Origin of the sequence: Psychromonas arctica, from assembly GCF_038155225.1 — a bacterium.
GTDB lineage: Bacteria > Pseudomonadota > Gammaproteobacteria > Enterobacterales > Psychromonadaceae > Psychromonas > Psychromonas arctica_B.
This window is the reverse complement of sequence record NZ_JBAKBA010000026.1, coordinates 1-13,725: the sequence shown is the minus strand read 5'-3', so window position 1 is coordinate 13,725 and position 13,725 is coordinate 1. Positions and strand designations below refer to the sequence as shown.

Annotated in this window: 13 protein-coding genes; 7 read left to right on the top strand and 6 right to left on the bottom strand. The window is 36.0% G+C overall.

Features of this window, described 5'->3' with window-relative positions; translation table 11 throughout:
- Nucleotides 1–685: 685 nt before the first annotated feature.
- The 3 genes from V6255_RS11640 to V6255_RS11630 all read right to left on the bottom strand — a co-directional run bounded on the left by V6255_RS11640 (nt 686) and on the right by V6255_RS11630 (nt 2,344).
- On the bottom strand, nt 686–1,429 hold the full coding sequence (locus V6255_RS11640; RefSeq protein WP_341628317.1) for an RNA methyltransferase: 744 nt from the start codon (nt 1,427–1,429) through the stop codon (nt 686–688).
- A gap of 80 nt (nt 1,430–1,509) precedes the next feature.
- The gene (rimI, locus tag V6255_RS11635) at nt 1,510–1,965 is read right to left on the bottom strand and encodes a ribosomal protein S18-alanine N-acetyltransferase (RefSeq protein WP_341628316.1); all 456 of its coding nucleotides are present in this window, start codon (nt 1,963–1,965) and stop codon (nt 1,510–1,512) included.
- On the bottom strand, nt 1,949–2,344 hold the full coding sequence (locus V6255_RS11630; protein ID WP_341628315.1) for a DNA polymerase III subunit psi: 396 nt from the start codon (nt 2,342–2,344) through the stop codon (nt 1,949–1,951). The genes rimI and V6255_RS11630 overlap by 17 nt, the downstream gene beginning before the upstream one ends.
- Nucleotides 2,345–2,779: 435 nt before the next feature.
- Between V6255_RS11630 and V6255_RS11625 the strand changes: the two genes are divergently transcribed.
- The 4 genes from V6255_RS11625 (at nt 2,780) to V6255_RS11610 (ending at nt 8,190) form a co-directional block, all read left to right on the top strand.
- Complete coding sequence (locus V6255_RS11625; protein WP_341628314.1) at nt 2,780–4,486, top strand: ABC transporter ATP-binding protein; 1,707 nt, start codon at nt 2,780–2,782, stop codon at nt 4,484–4,486.
- Nucleotides 4,487–4,562: 76 nt separating this feature from the next.
- A complete protein-coding gene (locus V6255_RS11620) occupies nt 4,563–6,113 on the top strand; it encodes an ABC transporter substrate-binding protein (protein WP_341628313.1) in 1,551 nt (516 codons plus the stop codon).
- A 150-nt stretch (nt 6,114–6,263) separates the two neighbouring features.
- The gene (locus V6255_RS11615) at nt 6,264–7,241 is read left to right on the top strand and encodes an ABC transporter permease (RefSeq protein WP_160064140.1); all 978 of its coding nucleotides are present in this window, start codon (nt 6,264–6,266) and stop codon (nt 7,239–7,241) included.
- A gap of 1 nt (nt 7,242) precedes the next feature.
- Nucleotides 7,243–8,190 carry an ABC transporter permease gene (locus V6255_RS11610; protein WP_160064142.1) on the top strand — a complete coding sequence of 316 codons (948 nt, stop codon included), beginning with the start codon at nt 7,243–7,245 and terminating at the stop codon, nt 8,188–8,190.
- A 179-nt stretch (nt 8,191–8,369) separates the two neighbouring features.
- Here V6255_RS11610 and V6255_RS11605 read toward each other — a convergent pair whose 3' ends face one another.
- Nucleotides 8,370–8,666, bottom strand: coding sequence for a Fis family transcriptional regulator (locus tag V6255_RS11605; protein ID WP_341628312.1), 297 nt, complete (start codon nt 8,664–8,666; stop codon nt 8,370–8,372).
- 380 nt (nt 8,667–9,046) lie between these two features.
- On the opposite strand from V6255_RS11605, the gene V6255_RS11600 reads away from it, so the two are divergent.
- Nucleotides 9,047–9,205, top strand: coding sequence for a hypothetical protein (locus tag V6255_RS11600; protein ID WP_341628311.1), 159 nt, complete (start codon nt 9,047–9,049; stop codon nt 9,203–9,205).
- Between the two features lie 77 nt (nt 9,206–9,282).
- Here V6255_RS11600 and V6255_RS11595 read toward each other — a convergent pair whose 3' ends face one another.
- Both V6255_RS11595 and V6255_RS11590 read right to left on the bottom strand, forming a co-directional pair.
- Nucleotides 9,283–10,134 carry an ion transporter gene (locus tag V6255_RS11595; protein ID WP_341628310.1) on the bottom strand — a complete coding sequence of 284 codons (852 nt, stop codon included), beginning with the start codon at nt 10,132–10,134 and terminating at the stop codon, nt 9,283–9,285.
- 66 nt (nt 10,135–10,200) lie between these two features.
- On the bottom strand, nt 10,201–11,151 hold the full coding sequence (locus tag V6255_RS11590) for a YeiH family protein (RefSeq protein WP_341628309.1): 951 nt from the start codon (nt 11,149–11,151) through the stop codon (nt 10,201–10,203).
- A 328-nt stretch (nt 11,152–11,479) separates the two neighbouring features.
- Between V6255_RS11590 and V6255_RS11585 the strand changes: the two genes are divergently transcribed.
- Nucleotides 11,480–11,920: a dCMP deaminase family protein gene (locus V6255_RS11585; RefSeq protein ID WP_160064152.1), complete on the top strand. Its 441-nt coding sequence runs from the start codon at nt 11,480–11,482 to the stop codon at nt 11,918–11,920.
- A gap of 72 nt (nt 11,921–11,992) precedes the next feature.
- Complete coding sequence (locus V6255_RS11580) at nt 11,993–12,781, top strand: ABC transporter permease (RefSeq protein ID WP_341628308.1); 789 nt, start codon at nt 11,993–11,995, stop codon at nt 12,779–12,781.
- Nucleotides 12,782–13,725: the final 944 nt, after the last annotated feature.

The following is a 13,725-nucleotide window of genomic DNA, read 5'->3' as shown; positions in this document are numbered from 1 at the left end:
TGGCTTTTACCCTGCGGTGTAGATACGCTTTTTCATCATTAAAAGCCTACCTTAATGACCAAGCTTTCACTGTGCGATGAAAGTCAGTCTCATCATCCATTATCAACGGCAATAGAAACCGAAATGAATAATGATGGTTTCTGATAGTGAAAAAAGAATAGGACGATTCCTATCACTATCACGGACAAAGAATACTTAATCTTATCTATTTCGACACTGAACTATATTCATTTTCACTTCTTCTGGACGAAAGAAATATCAAATGACTGAACAATAATAAACAAGAAAGTATGTCTCTCTGCCAACAACTTAATGATAATAGATATCATTATCACATGTCAACATTTTAGATAAAGTATTTTTAATAAATGATAAATAAAGTGAACAAATAACGTTCATAAAATCAGATAAAACAATCATAAAGTATTGAATATAGGTATTTAAAATGAAAAAAATCCGATACTTGAGATCGGATTTTAATATGAATATTTATTAATGACGTTAGCTATAAAAACTTCATTTTCAATAAAAAGACATGTGAATGATTGATAATAGATTTTTAGACATTAATATTTAAGGCCTTTGATTTAACATTTTTTAATTTAACGTCTATATTTCGAAAATATTTTTTAATATCTATTTTTTAATTACTGTCTTTTGATGGCTGCTTTTTAGCATCTATTTTTTAACGCATAAAGTTATCTAAAATAATACCAGTGGCCATCGCTACATTTAATGACTCAGCTTGACCAAAATTAGGGATAGTTATTTTATCCGTAATAAATGCACTCACTCCTTCAGAGATACCATGAGACTCACTCCCCATTACAATAAATGCACTATTAGGTAATTGGCTTTTATGGAGGTTTTTACCCTCTAAGAATGCACCGTAGACAGGTTTATCCTGTGACGATAGATACTCACATAAATCAGTATGGCTAACCTGCACTCTCACGAAAGATCCCATCGTCGCTGCAATCACTTTAGGGTTATAAAGGTCTGCACAGTCGGTACTACAAATAATATGTTTAATACCGTACCAATCAGCGACACGAATAATAGTCCCTAAATTACCTGGATCACCTACCTGATCTAACACTAAAATTAACTCATCATTATTAATCGTTGGCGCTTCATAAGCTTTACTCTTAACAATCGCAATCACGCTATTATTGGTTTTTAGTGTGCCTGCTTTTTGTAGCTCTTCTACCGTACTTTCAACAGTTAAACTAACCAATTGTTGAGCACTTAATGACGCGGCATATTTATTAATATATTCCGTTGTTGCAAATATATTCACTATTTCAAAATCAGAATTAAATAACTCACCCACATTTTTCTCGCCTTGTACTAAAAATAGACCAGACTTTTTACGTTGTTTTTTTTGCTCTAATGAGTGAATAAGTTTTAACTGATTTTTAGAGATCATGAAATTTCCAATTATAAGTAACAGCGCATGGCTGTTTATAAGTTACAACACATGCTTGCTATAAGCACACCACATAGCGTTTATAAGTAACAACACATAATAAGGGCATCTTCACGGCCATTATGAGTTGGGTAATAGGCAGTTCGTACATCAACTTCAACAAAGTCTAAATTTTCATAAAGCTTAATTGCAGTTTGATTTGAGGCTCTGACCTCAAGCCAGATTTCTTCTTGCGATAACGTACTAGCAAATGTTTTTAAATAAGATAATAAAGCACGCCCAACACCTTGCCCTTGATGAGAAGGAGAAACAGCAATATTTAATAATGTCACTTCACCAGCAACATAACTCGCAATGAAATAACCAACAATTTCTTGATCGAGCATCATTACATGGTTGATATAACGTTTACCAAAGTTACTTAAAAACAGCTTTTCTGACCATGAATGACTATGCGCAGAAGATTCGATAGCAAATACTGACGGTATATCTGTCACCGCCATCGCGATAATAGATTGATTACTGTTGATAGGCACAGAATTGCTTCCAAAGTACTTTTTTAGCATTACCATTAACTGCTAGCGTCGCTAAAGAGGGAGAATGTAACAACTGATGGGTTCCTGAAGCTTCTATTTCACCGATGGTTGACCAAATTAAATCGGGCAGTGTACCTTGTTGGCTTTCAAATTGAGCAAGAGAACAATACACAACACTATCAGCGTTAATATTAAAGGCATTGAGAATAGCAGGCATCAACTCATGACTTTTATCTGCCTCTGTACACACCACAAGTAATTTACAAACAGAAAGGTTTAATTGCTTAAGCATTTCCTCTGTTTTAAATAATGTTGGTTTTCTTACTTGCCAGTGGGTAATGCCCATTTCTTGTAAAAAAACTGCTTGTTGGTGTTTCATAACGAGCCTAAATAAAAATAATCAAAATCAAAGGGTGAATATAACATTGAATAGGGATGAATCGAAGTGTTATAGCCTTTCAATCTAATTACACAATCAATTTTAGCAAGTAGGACACAAAATAATTTATAACTTAAAAATTAAGTAAATAAATAACATAAATAATGAATTAACTAACCATTCAGTCAACTATTAGCAATTAAAATCATAATTACGAACAAAAAAGGTAATTTATAACTTTTATTTTTGACCAAGTAGTCAAAAATAGTATTTAATAATTGTAGATGCGGATCACATAAATTAAGGTGATCGATTGAAAATTATGACACTTAGTTAGATAAAGGGCGTGAGAAATGTGTTTTAAATCACAAAAAAGTATAAATATGCAAGGCTTTATCAAACAAAAGTCCTTTCAAAAAGTAAGGGATTACTAACATGGCATTATTAGAAGTTAAAGACTTACGCATAGAATATCCATCACGCTTTGGTACACATGCAGCCGTAAAGTCACTCTCTTTCTCTATTAACCGAGGAGAAATAGTCGGTGTTGTTGGCGAGTCTGGCGCAGGTAAATCTACCGTCGGTAACGCGATCATCGATTTACTAAGTCCACCAGGTATTATCGCTGGTGGTGAAGTGTTTTTAGACGGTGAAAAAATTTCAGGCTTAACGCTAGAACAAATGCGTAAAGTCCGTGGTAATAAAATTGGCTTTATTTTTCAAGATCCAATGACATCACTAAATCCACTTTTCACTGTTGAGCAACAATTACTTGAAACTATCCATGCCAACTTAGATGTCAGTAATGAAGAAGCGGCACAACGTGCTATTAACTTAATGCAACAAGTCGGCATTCCTGAAGCTGAAGTACGTATTAAACAATATCCACATCAGTTTTCTGGCGGTATGCGCCAACGTGTTGTTATTGCCATCGCATTATCGGGTGAGCCTGATTTAATTATTGCTGATGAACCAACCACTGCATTAGACGTTTCTATTCAAGATCAAATCCTCACCTTGATCCGTAATTTGTGTATCGAAAAAAATGTAGGTTGTATGTTGGTAACGCACGACATGGGCGTCGTTTCAAATGTAACTGATAAAGTGGCGGTAATGTATCGCGGTGATCTGGTTGAGTTTGGTAAAACAGCTAAAGTACTCGGTGATCCAGATCATGAATATACACGAAGCTTGATTTCTGCTGTACCACGCTCGGATAGGAAGCTAGACCGCTTTCCATTAGTAAGCTACATCGAAGAAGCAAAAGAGCATCAAGCGTTAGATATTAAAAATCATTGGTTAGGACAAAGCGAAGAACAGCGTAGTTATGATGGCCCTCTATTAAATGTTGAAGATGTCAGTTTGCGTTTTATCACTAAAGACTCGTTCTTTGAAAGTAAGCGTGAATACGTGCAAGCCAACAAAAATGTTAGCTTTAGCATTAATGAAGGTGAGACGTTTGGTTTAGTCGGTGAATCAGGATCAGGTAAATCAACGATTGCACGAGTCATTACTGGTTTATATCCGCCTAACGAAGGTAAAATAACCTTTGAAGGAATAGATTTAACCGCTATAAAATCAGAACGCGAACGACGACCTTTCCGACGCCAAATGCAAATGGTATTTCAAAACCCATACACCTCAATGAATCCTCGAATGAAGATTTACGACATTATCGCCGAGCCAATTCGCTTTCATAAACTAGCAGCCAATGAATCCCAAATACAAAGCATTGTATTCGATCTATTAGACCATGTTGGGTTAGGAAGAATGGCCGGTGTTAAATACCCTCACGAATTTTCTGGCGGACAACGTCAACGTATTTCTATTGCACGTGCTTTAGCAACGCGTCCACGCTTATTGATTTGTGATGAGCCAACGTCTGCATTAGATGTATCAGTACAAGCGCAAATCCTTAACTTACTTAAAGATTTGCAAGATGAGCTAAACCTTACCATGTTGTTTATTAGCCACGATTTACCAGTAATACGTCAAGTATGTGACCGTATCGGTGTTATGCAACAGGGTAAGTTATTAGAAGTAAATGAAAGTGAGCAATTATTTACACAGCCTCAACACCCTTATAGCAAGCATTTAATTTCATTAATGCCTGAGTTTAAAGGGTTAAGAAGTGCCATTTAAAATTAACAAAACTAATTAAAACAGCATTAATTAAAAATTAAATATCGAACATTGTTTTTCATAAAAGGAGTTATAAATGAAGTTTTTAAAAACAAAATTAGCGATTGCATTACTTGCTACAGGTTTGAGCTTTTCAGCCGCTGCAGCTGATATCACCATTGCCTACAGTTCAGATCCAGTAACACTTGATCCACATGAGCAGCTTTCAGAGGGTGTGTTGCAAATGTCACACATGTTATTTGATCCGCTACTCCGTTTCACTCAAGAGCTTAAATTTGAACCTCGTTTAGCTGAAAAATGGGAACGTATTGATGAAAAGACATTTCGTTTTACTTTACGTAAAGACGTGACTTTCCATTCAGGGAATAAACTTACAACAGATGATGTTGTATGGACATTTAACCGTTTAAAAACGTCTGCAGATTTTAAAGCTATCTTCGAACCATTTGAAAAAGTAGCTAAAATTGACGATTACACTTTCGACTTAGTGTCTTATGAACCATTCCCGCTAGTTTTACATACTGCAACTTATTTATTCCCAATGGATAGTAAATTCTATTCAGGTAAAGTCGATGGTATCGATAAATCAATCATTGTTAAACACGGTAATTCTTTTTCATCAACACATGTGTCAGGTACAGGTCCGTTTATCGTGACTTCTCGTGAGCAAGGTGTGAAAGTAGAATTCAAACGTTTTGATAAATACTGGGATACAAACTCACCAGGCAACGTTGATAATTTAACATTAATGCCAATTAAGGAAAACGCAACCCGTGTTGCTGCCTTATTATCGGGCGATGTGGATATGATTTATCCAGTGGCACCGAATGATCAAAAACGAGTAGAACAAACTAAAAATATCGATTTAGTAACGCTACCGGGAACACGTATTATCTCGCTACAGATGAACCAAAACTCAAATGAAGCATTAAAAGATGTACGCGTTCGCCAAGCAATTGTTTACGCAATTAACAATGACGCTATCGTTAAAAAAATAATGAAAGGTTTTGCAACAACGGCTGGCCAACAAGGCCCTGAAGGTTACGCAGGTTACGACGCAAGTTTAGTACCGCGTTACGACTTGAAAAAAGCAAAACAATTGATGAAAGAAGCGGGTTACGAGAAAGGCTTTAAATTATCAATGATGGCGCCTAATAACCGTTACGTTAACGATGCTCAAATTGCTCAAGCAGCAGCGTCTATGTTAGCTAAAATCGGTATTACTGTTGATTTAAAAACCATGCCTAAAGCACAATACTGGCCTGAGTTTGATAAATGTTCTGCAGATATGATGATGCTCGGTTGGCATGCTGATACTGAAGATTCAGCAAACTTTTCAGAATTCTTAACTATGACTCGTAATACAGAAACAGGTAAAGGCGCATATAACTGTGGCCATTACTCAAATCCTAAAGTAGATGAGTTAGTAGAGAAAGCAAATGTTGAAACCGATCCTGCAAAACGTGGAGCGATGTTACAAGAAGTTGAAAAAATTCTTTATAACGAAGCAGCATTTGTTCCGCTTCATTGGCAGAACCTTGCATGGGGTGCAAAATCTAACGTAAATATTACACCTATCGTTAATTCAATGAACTTCCCATACCTTGGTGACTTAGTTGTTAAATAAGAGTTATTAAGTAAGGGTTGTTCAATAAAGAAGGTTAAATAGAGGTCGTTGAATAAAGGCCTCTACATAAACAACTTCTTTTCAATCAATGTTAATCAATACAAAACGGTCCAATGTTTGGGCCGTTAATCATTTTATAGGAAACAACTAATGTTTACCTTTTTGGTCCAGCGACTTTTCCAAGCATTAATAGTAATGTTTGTGATCAGCCTAGTCGCATTTTCAATCCAAGATAACCTAGGCGATCCACTTCGAGAAATGGTAGGCCAATCCGTATCAGAAGCAGAGCGACAAGTTTTACGAGATGATCTTGGGTTAAATGACCCATACATAACAAAATATACCCGTTTCATTACCAGCGCATTACAAGGAGATTTAGGCAACTCATATTTCTTTAAACGTCCTGCTGTTGATGTTATTTTAGATAAATTACAAGCCACATTAGAGCTGGTTTTGGGTGCAGCTATTATCATTGTTGTAGTATCTATTCCGCTCGGTGTTTATTCTGCGATCCATCCCAAAAGCGTGTGGACAAAAATGATCATGGCACTCAGTAGTGTCGGTATTTCCATTCCGGTTTTTTTAACTGCAATCATTTTAATGTATATATTTGCAATCGAACTACAATGGCTCCCCTCTTACGGACGAGGCGAAACTGTTTCAATACTTGGCTGGGAAACAGGCTTTTTAACAACCGATGGTTTATTGCATTTAGTGTTACCTTGTATTTCATTGGCTTCTATTATGTTGCCGTTGTTTATTCGTTTAGTGCGTTCAGAAATGTTAGAAGCATTAAGCTCAGAGTACGTGAAATTTGCGACCGCTAAAGGGTTAGCAATGAATAAAATTTATTATCAGCATGCCTTAAAGAACACCATGTTACCGGTATTAACGGTTGGCGGTGTACAAATTGGAACGATGGTCGCTTATACCATTTTAACGGAAACCGTTTTTCAATGGCCAGGTACCGGTTTCTTATTTTTAGAAGCGATTAACCGTGTTGATACGCCCCTTATTACAGCTTACGTTATTTTTGTTGGGCTTCTTTTTGTGGTTACTAATACTATCGTTGATTTGTTATACGGCGTGGTTAACCCAACCGTAAACATCACTGGTAAAGGAGCATAATATGACTAGCTTAACTCAAGAGAACAGAGTGCCTTCACGCTGGAAACGATTAAAAGATTCAGATTTCATTTATCACTTTAAGCGTGACAAAGTCGCGATGTTTAGCTTTGCATTATTCTTAACTTTTTTTCTTGCTGCGTTATTTGCACCAATCATTGCACCAACTAATCCCTATGATTTAATGTCCATCGACCTGATGGACTCAGAGTTACCACCATCATGGTTAGAGGGCGGCGAAGAGCGATTCTTATTAGGGACTGATGACCAAGGTCGCGATATCTTGTCGACCATTTTATATGGTTCAAGACTATCATTAACGATTGGCTTTTTAGCCGTGGCAGTACAGCTAACATTAGGTATTGTGATTGGTTTATCAGCAGGTTATTTCGGTGGACGTATTGATAGTTTCTTAATGCGTTTTGCCGATGTGCAGTTATCATTTTCAACCATGATGGTCGCGATCATTATTACCGCTATTTTTAAAGCCAGTTTCGGTGCAGAATTTTTTGCTGATTACGCAGTGATCATGTTGGTGGTGATTATTGGGGTTGCTGAATGGCCTCAATACGCACGTACAATTCGCGCTTCAGTGCTAGCAGAAAAGAAAAAGGAATATGTTGAAGCAGCACAAGTGATGGGCTTTAGATCGATGCGTATTATGTTCCGCCATATTCTACCTAATTGTCTATCACCGATTCTAGTGATATCAACAGTACAAGTGGCGAATGCTATCATGTCAGAAGCGGCGCTATCCTTTTTAGGTCTTGGTTTACCAGTAGACCAACCTTCATTAGGCGCACTAATCAGCATCGGCTTTAAATACATATTCTCTGGTGCATGGTGGATAACGATCTTCCCAGGTATTGTATTAATCAGCCTAGTATTGGTGATTAACCTATTGGGGGATTGGTTACGCGATGTATTTAATCCAAAAATCTACAAAGGTTAGTTAATCATTAACATTGCCACTAACTTAGTCTGTTTTTACGTACTGGGCTAGTGGCTTATTTCATTCTTAATAAGTGCTTACCGGCTATTTACTAATAGCACTACTTAAGCCACGGTTACTTAGCAGTAATATACAAACCTCACTACTTAACAATTTTTCACAAGACGATTCAAACTACATCACTTGGCTACGACGAGCTTTACCTGTTTATTCACATCTTTTAAATTAATGTCCACTGCCGCTAGCTTTTTAAAAATCAGTTTCTTTAATACTACATCTTGCTGTTCGAGCTGTAACTGCTCGATTGCATCAGCTGATGCAAATCCACAACTGACTTGCAAAGAAGCGGGAAAGGCATCGTATTTCACCGTATGCGTTATCCATTGGTAACCTGGTATCGTCTCCAAAGCAATATCACAGACGTCAGTTAATACTCCACGTAATTTGTTGTCGATTTTTTTATCTGTCTTTCTCATGTTTATCCTGTTTATCACTCATAAAGAATGATATTAAATAATGTAGATATTCTGCCTTATCTTTCATTAGCTTGTTCATTACTGAGGTTAACTGCAAGTAATTTGTTTCGCCCTAAAACAAAATTACACCCTAAAATGAGTGGTTTAAAATAGGAATGAATAATAGATAAACCAATGATAAAGGTTAATTACAGCAGATTGATATTAGTTAGAACAATTTTGTATTATCGCTTTCCACTCAGCTTGTTAATAATAGACACCGTTCGCTAAGTTAAGTAATAAAGCTATATGTTCAAACTACATACTTAAACTACATAGTAAGGCGGCATTCGTAAGCAACATACTAACAACAGCATTTAACACAACTGATAGAAGTATTTATGTTTAAAGCACAACTTATCATTACCTTGGTGATCCTATCGATCATCGTCGCTATTTTAAGCCATGGCATTATTGCCGCTGCATTTTCATTACTGGCTTTTTCACTGTTATTTTATTTTGTCAGTACACAGAAAAATGATCAACCACCACACGAATAACCAGACAATACAGCGCCCTTTAATGAACGCTGTTTGTCACTTTCTCTGCTGCTTCTACCTCTACTGATTACTTTAACTTACTGCTTTTTCAATAACGCTTTTATTTCAGCAAGCTCTTCTTTCAATTCAAGTAATGTAGGTTGTTCAGAGACTTTATTCTCTATATCGGCTTCTAATTGACGCTCTTGCTCCAATACATTTACCACAATACCAATCACCATATTCAAGAAAGCAAAAGCAGTAAAGAAGATGAAGCTCAAGTAAAAGCTCCACGATAACGGATAAACCGCCATGGTTTCATACATAACATCAGTCCAATCCTCAAAGGTCATGACTCGGAATAACGTTAATAAACTAACCGCAATATCACCCCATAAAGTAGGGTTAATGTTAGCAAAGAAAGTTGTGCCGATAGCCGCGTAAATATAAAAGATAATGAACATCAATAACATCACATAACCTAATTGCGGCAAGGCTTTAATCAAAGAGTTAATCAGAATACGCAGTTCAGGAATAATAGAAACCATACGTAATACACGGAAGATACGCACTAATCGACCTAATATAGCCAACTCACTATCTTCGATAGGAATCAAACTCACCAAAACAATGAAGGTATCAAAGACGTTCCAAGCATTATGGAAGAAGCGTTTTTTATTGGGTTCTCCGATGAAACGAATAATAATTTCGACTAAAAATATAACCGTAATGGCGATATCTAATACCGATAGAAATTGTAATGTAGTAGGGGAAACTTCGTAGCTATTTGCGCCAATCATTAAGGCAGAGAAAATGATAATTCCAATAACAAACAGTTCGAAAATTTTGTTATTACGAATTTCATAAAAGCGACGCTCTAAGCTACTCAAACCTGATTCTGGCTTTAGTTCGTTATTTTGTTTATCGCTGCTTTTTTCTATTTTTGTCATAATGCTAAGACCCTAAGTAATAATTAGGGCTAGCATAAAATGAATCAGAGTCAGTGTCTAGACATATTATGACGGGTTAAATTGAATATAAGCCAGTACGACTGTTGCTACTGTTACCCATAATAAAATACCTAATAACATGGGTTTGTAACCAGCACTTTTAATGGTTTTTACTGTGATCCCACAACCAATTAAAAATAAGCAAAGAACAAGTAAACGTTTACTAGCAAAAAAGAGGTTTTGGTATAAACCATCAAACTGCGGTAAAAAATGTGCAACAGCAATCGCCACACAATAATAAATAATAAACATCGGCACAGTAATCTTTTTACTATCACCTTTAAAAATAAGCGCACTAATAAAAGCCACTGGAATTATCCACAAAGCACGTGCTAATTTTACGGTTGTTGCAATTTGTAGTGCTTCATCACCGTAAGCTGAAGCAGCACCAACAACAGAAGAAGTATCATGAATCGCAATTGCACTCCATAAACCAAAATTATATTGGCTCATTCCTAGCGCATGTCCAACCAATGGAAATACAAATAAAGCGATACTATTAAGAATAAACACGGTTGCCAAAGCATGTGAAGTTTGTTCATTATTAGCTTGAATAGCCGGCGCAACAGCAGCAATCGCACTGCCGCCACAAATGGCCGTACCAGAAGCAACTAAGTGGCCTGTCTTAGCATCTATCTTAAATAACTTAGTTAATAACATGCCTATTAATAACGTACTAAAAATAGACCCTATAATTAAACCAATATTGGCAGAGCTAGCTTCAATCGCTTGTTCAACATTGATACCAAACCCTAAACCAACAATTGATAACGCTAATAGCTTCTTAGTCAGTTGACCAATATCGATTTGTGAAGGGACTAAACCAAGGGTCGCAACAGTGAACCCAAGTACTAATGCAATAGGCGAGGAGATAACAGGAAATAAACATAAAGTAGCTAATACACTAAATAGAATAAAGTGTTTATTAAATTGTATTTTGCTAATATTAGCTATCATATATTACCTCCTCATTTTTATGATTAGATAATATAAAAACACTAAGATTAAATATATTCGAAAGAATTTAATTAGTCGTTAAGAAAAAATTAACATAAAGTTCAAACTCACTACGCAAGTTAATAGCAAAAATGTAATATATACCCGTTACCGTTCAAGGTACAAAATCAGCAAGTCGTGAGGTAAACAGATTCTAGGCATAAAGGTAATGATTTAACCGGTATAGTTTATGCGAACATTAATAGACACCGATCCCCACAAAGCAGAGCAGAGCAAGACAAAGCAATGCGACATAACGACACACTAATGATAAAAGGTTAAATTGCATATGATTTCTAAATGGGCACTACGATTCATTCAAATGGCAGAACTTGTTGCATCATGGAGTAAAGATCCATCGACTCAAGTTGGTGCAGTGATCACCGAACATAACCGTATTGTTTCACTAGGTTTTAATGGTTATCCACAAGGTATTTCAGACAGTGCTGAAACTGATAATCGAGAAATCAAATTACTCAAAACCTTACACGCAGAAGAAAACGCAATACTTTATGCCAAACGAGATTTAAGTGGATGTGAAATTTGGGTGACGCATTTTCCATGTCCAAATTGCGCAGCAAAAATCATTCAAACAGGGATTAAAGCAGTGCATTGCCCAGCACAAAGTGAAGACTTTTTATCACGTTGGGGAGACAAAATTAAACTCAGTGAAGAGATGTTTACTCAATCAGGCGTGACCGTAGATTGGTTGCCGCTAGAAGACCAATAATAACTAACATAACAGTCGTTTAAGATTGAGCGACTGTTCGATAAGCTCACCTGATAAGGTAATGCATTTAATATGCAAACAAGTATCGATATAAGTTGGTTACAACTCGGACTATTTAGTTTACTGCTGTTTGTCCCTATTACAATTAACGCCTATTTCAAACTTGGTATTAACAAAAGTACTGTCACTGCATTTGTACGTTTATTTTTACAATTACTATTAGTCGGCCTGTATCTCGAATACATATTTGAACTCGACAGCATTCTATTAAATACTGCTTGGTTGATCGTCATGATCACAGTCGGTAGCTACAGCATCATCAGTAAAAGTGGTTTAAATAATCGCTATCTATTTTTTGCCAATAGCATCGCGCTTAGTTGTGCTTTATTACCAATATTATTAGTATTATCACTTCTGATTATCCAACCAGCCCCTTGGTATAGCGCTCGCTATATGATCCCGTTAGCGGGCATGTTGTTAGGTAATAGTTTGAGTGCAAACATAGTGGCATTACAAAACTTATTTAATGCCTTTGACCAACAACAAGATGAATACGAAGGTGCACTTGCACTAGGCGCGTCTCCTTATCAGGCTGCTTTCCCTTTCTTACAACAATCATTAAAAAAAGCACAAGCACCAATCTTAGCGACCATTGCAACAACAGGTATCGTTTCCTTACCTGGTATGATGACAGGACAAATACTCGGAGGCGTTACGCCGATGGTAGCAATCAAGTATCAACTACTTATATTTATCGCCATGTTAATCATGTTAAGTGTCTCTCTTACTATTACCCTATTATTAACATTACGGGTTTCGCTAGCAAAAAATGGTCTCATCAAAATCAAGCTTAACAACTAAATATCTTTTTTATAAACACATTGATTGAAAATAAACCAAATAAAACTAGCTATTTAAAAAATAATCCATTATTATTCATTTCGCTCTGGAAAATCAGAGTTATTAATGTCAAATAAAGTCCAAGTTATCCTCAGTTACATCGTCACCGTTGTCCTTAGTATTATCTTTAACTTCTCAAACCATTCAATAATTCCAACTTCAGCGCACGCAATTTTTGCACAATAATATTTATAACTATTCCGTTACTAAAATACCGCGTAATAATATGACGGTTACAACGGAAATAACCAATACCGAACATTAGACATTCTATTTTAGGTAATTGGTATTAACTCCATAAGGAAATATATGGCTCGCTCTACAGGTAGAAAAAGATTTTGGTTCCAACAGAACAAAGATGAAGATCAGCAACAAGTAAATGAACAGAAAGATACATCAGAAAAATAGTAGAAGTATATCAACGCTTTTAACGAGAGCAGAATAGCCCCGCTCGGTTAACAATCAGGCTGAATAGACAATATCAGTACTGAATAAATATTTTTATATATGTAAATAAAATAAGGTCCCCTCTAACCTTATTACCTTTCTCAGAAAGACTTATCACGATTCAATATTTATAGAGCTCGCACTAACATTAAGGTGCGAGATTAAATGTGCTGCTTAATAAGCGGCACGATTAACATTCTTTATAACTATTTATTATAATAATAATTCCACTCAATACCCGATTAGCTTACAGGTTAATCCTCTATCGTATACTGACTGGAATTAGTATTAGCGTTGTTTAAAACCTATAAAGCCTCCACTTTCTAAAGTCCTAAATCTTCTAAACCTATAAATCTCTAAATCTCTAAATCTCTAAATCTCCAAACCTCTAAACCTCTAAACCTCTAAACCTACAAATATCTAAACCTACAAATATCTAAACCTACAAATATCTAAAC

What these genes read in the sequence shown, in the direction of transcription:
- V6255_RS11640 (WP_341628317.1), bottom strand. Translation starts at nt 1,429, where the DNA reads ATGATCTCTAAAAATCAGTTAAAACTTATTCACTCATTAGAGCAAAAA.
- V6255_RS11630 (WP_341628315.1), bottom strand. Translation starts at nt 2,344, where the DNA reads ATGAAACACCAACAAGCAGTTTTTTTACAAGAAATGGGCATTACCCAC.
- V6255_RS11625 (WP_341628314.1), top strand. Translation starts at nt 2,780, where the DNA reads ATGGCATTATTAGAAGTTAAAGACTTACGCATAGAATATCCATCACGC.
- V6255_RS11620 (WP_341628313.1), top strand. Translation starts at nt 4,563, where the DNA reads ATGAAGTTTTTAAAAACAAAATTAGCGATTGCATTACTTGCTACAGGT.
- V6255_RS11615 (WP_160064140.1), top strand. Translation starts at nt 6,264, where the DNA reads ATGTTTACCTTTTTGGTCCAGCGACTTTTCCAAGCATTAATAGTAATG.
- V6255_RS11610 (WP_160064142.1), top strand. Translation starts at nt 7,243, where the DNA reads ATGACTAGCTTAACTCAAGAGAACAGAGTGCCTTCACGCTGGAAACGA.
- V6255_RS11605 (WP_341628312.1), bottom strand. Translation starts at nt 8,666, where the DNA reads ATGAGAAAGACAGATAAAAAAATCGACAACAAATTACGTGGAGTATTA.
- V6255_RS11600 (WP_341628311.1), top strand. Translation starts at nt 9,047, where the DNA reads ATGTTTAAAGCACAACTTATCATTACCTTGGTGATCCTATCGATCATC.
- V6255_RS11595 (WP_341628310.1), bottom strand. Translation starts at nt 10,134, where the DNA reads ATGACAAAAATAGAAAAAAGCAGCGATAAACAAAATAACGAACTAAAG.
- V6255_RS11590 (WP_341628309.1), bottom strand. Translation starts at nt 11,151, where the DNA reads ATGATAGCTAATATTAGCAAAATACAATTTAATAAACACTTTATTCTA.
- V6255_RS11585 (WP_160064152.1), top strand. Translation starts at nt 11,480, where the DNA reads ATGATTTCTAAATGGGCACTACGATTCATTCAAATGGCAGAACTTGTT.
- V6255_RS11580 (WP_341628308.1), top strand. Translation starts at nt 11,993, where the DNA reads ATGCAAACAAGTATCGATATAAGTTGGTTACAACTCGGACTATTTAGT.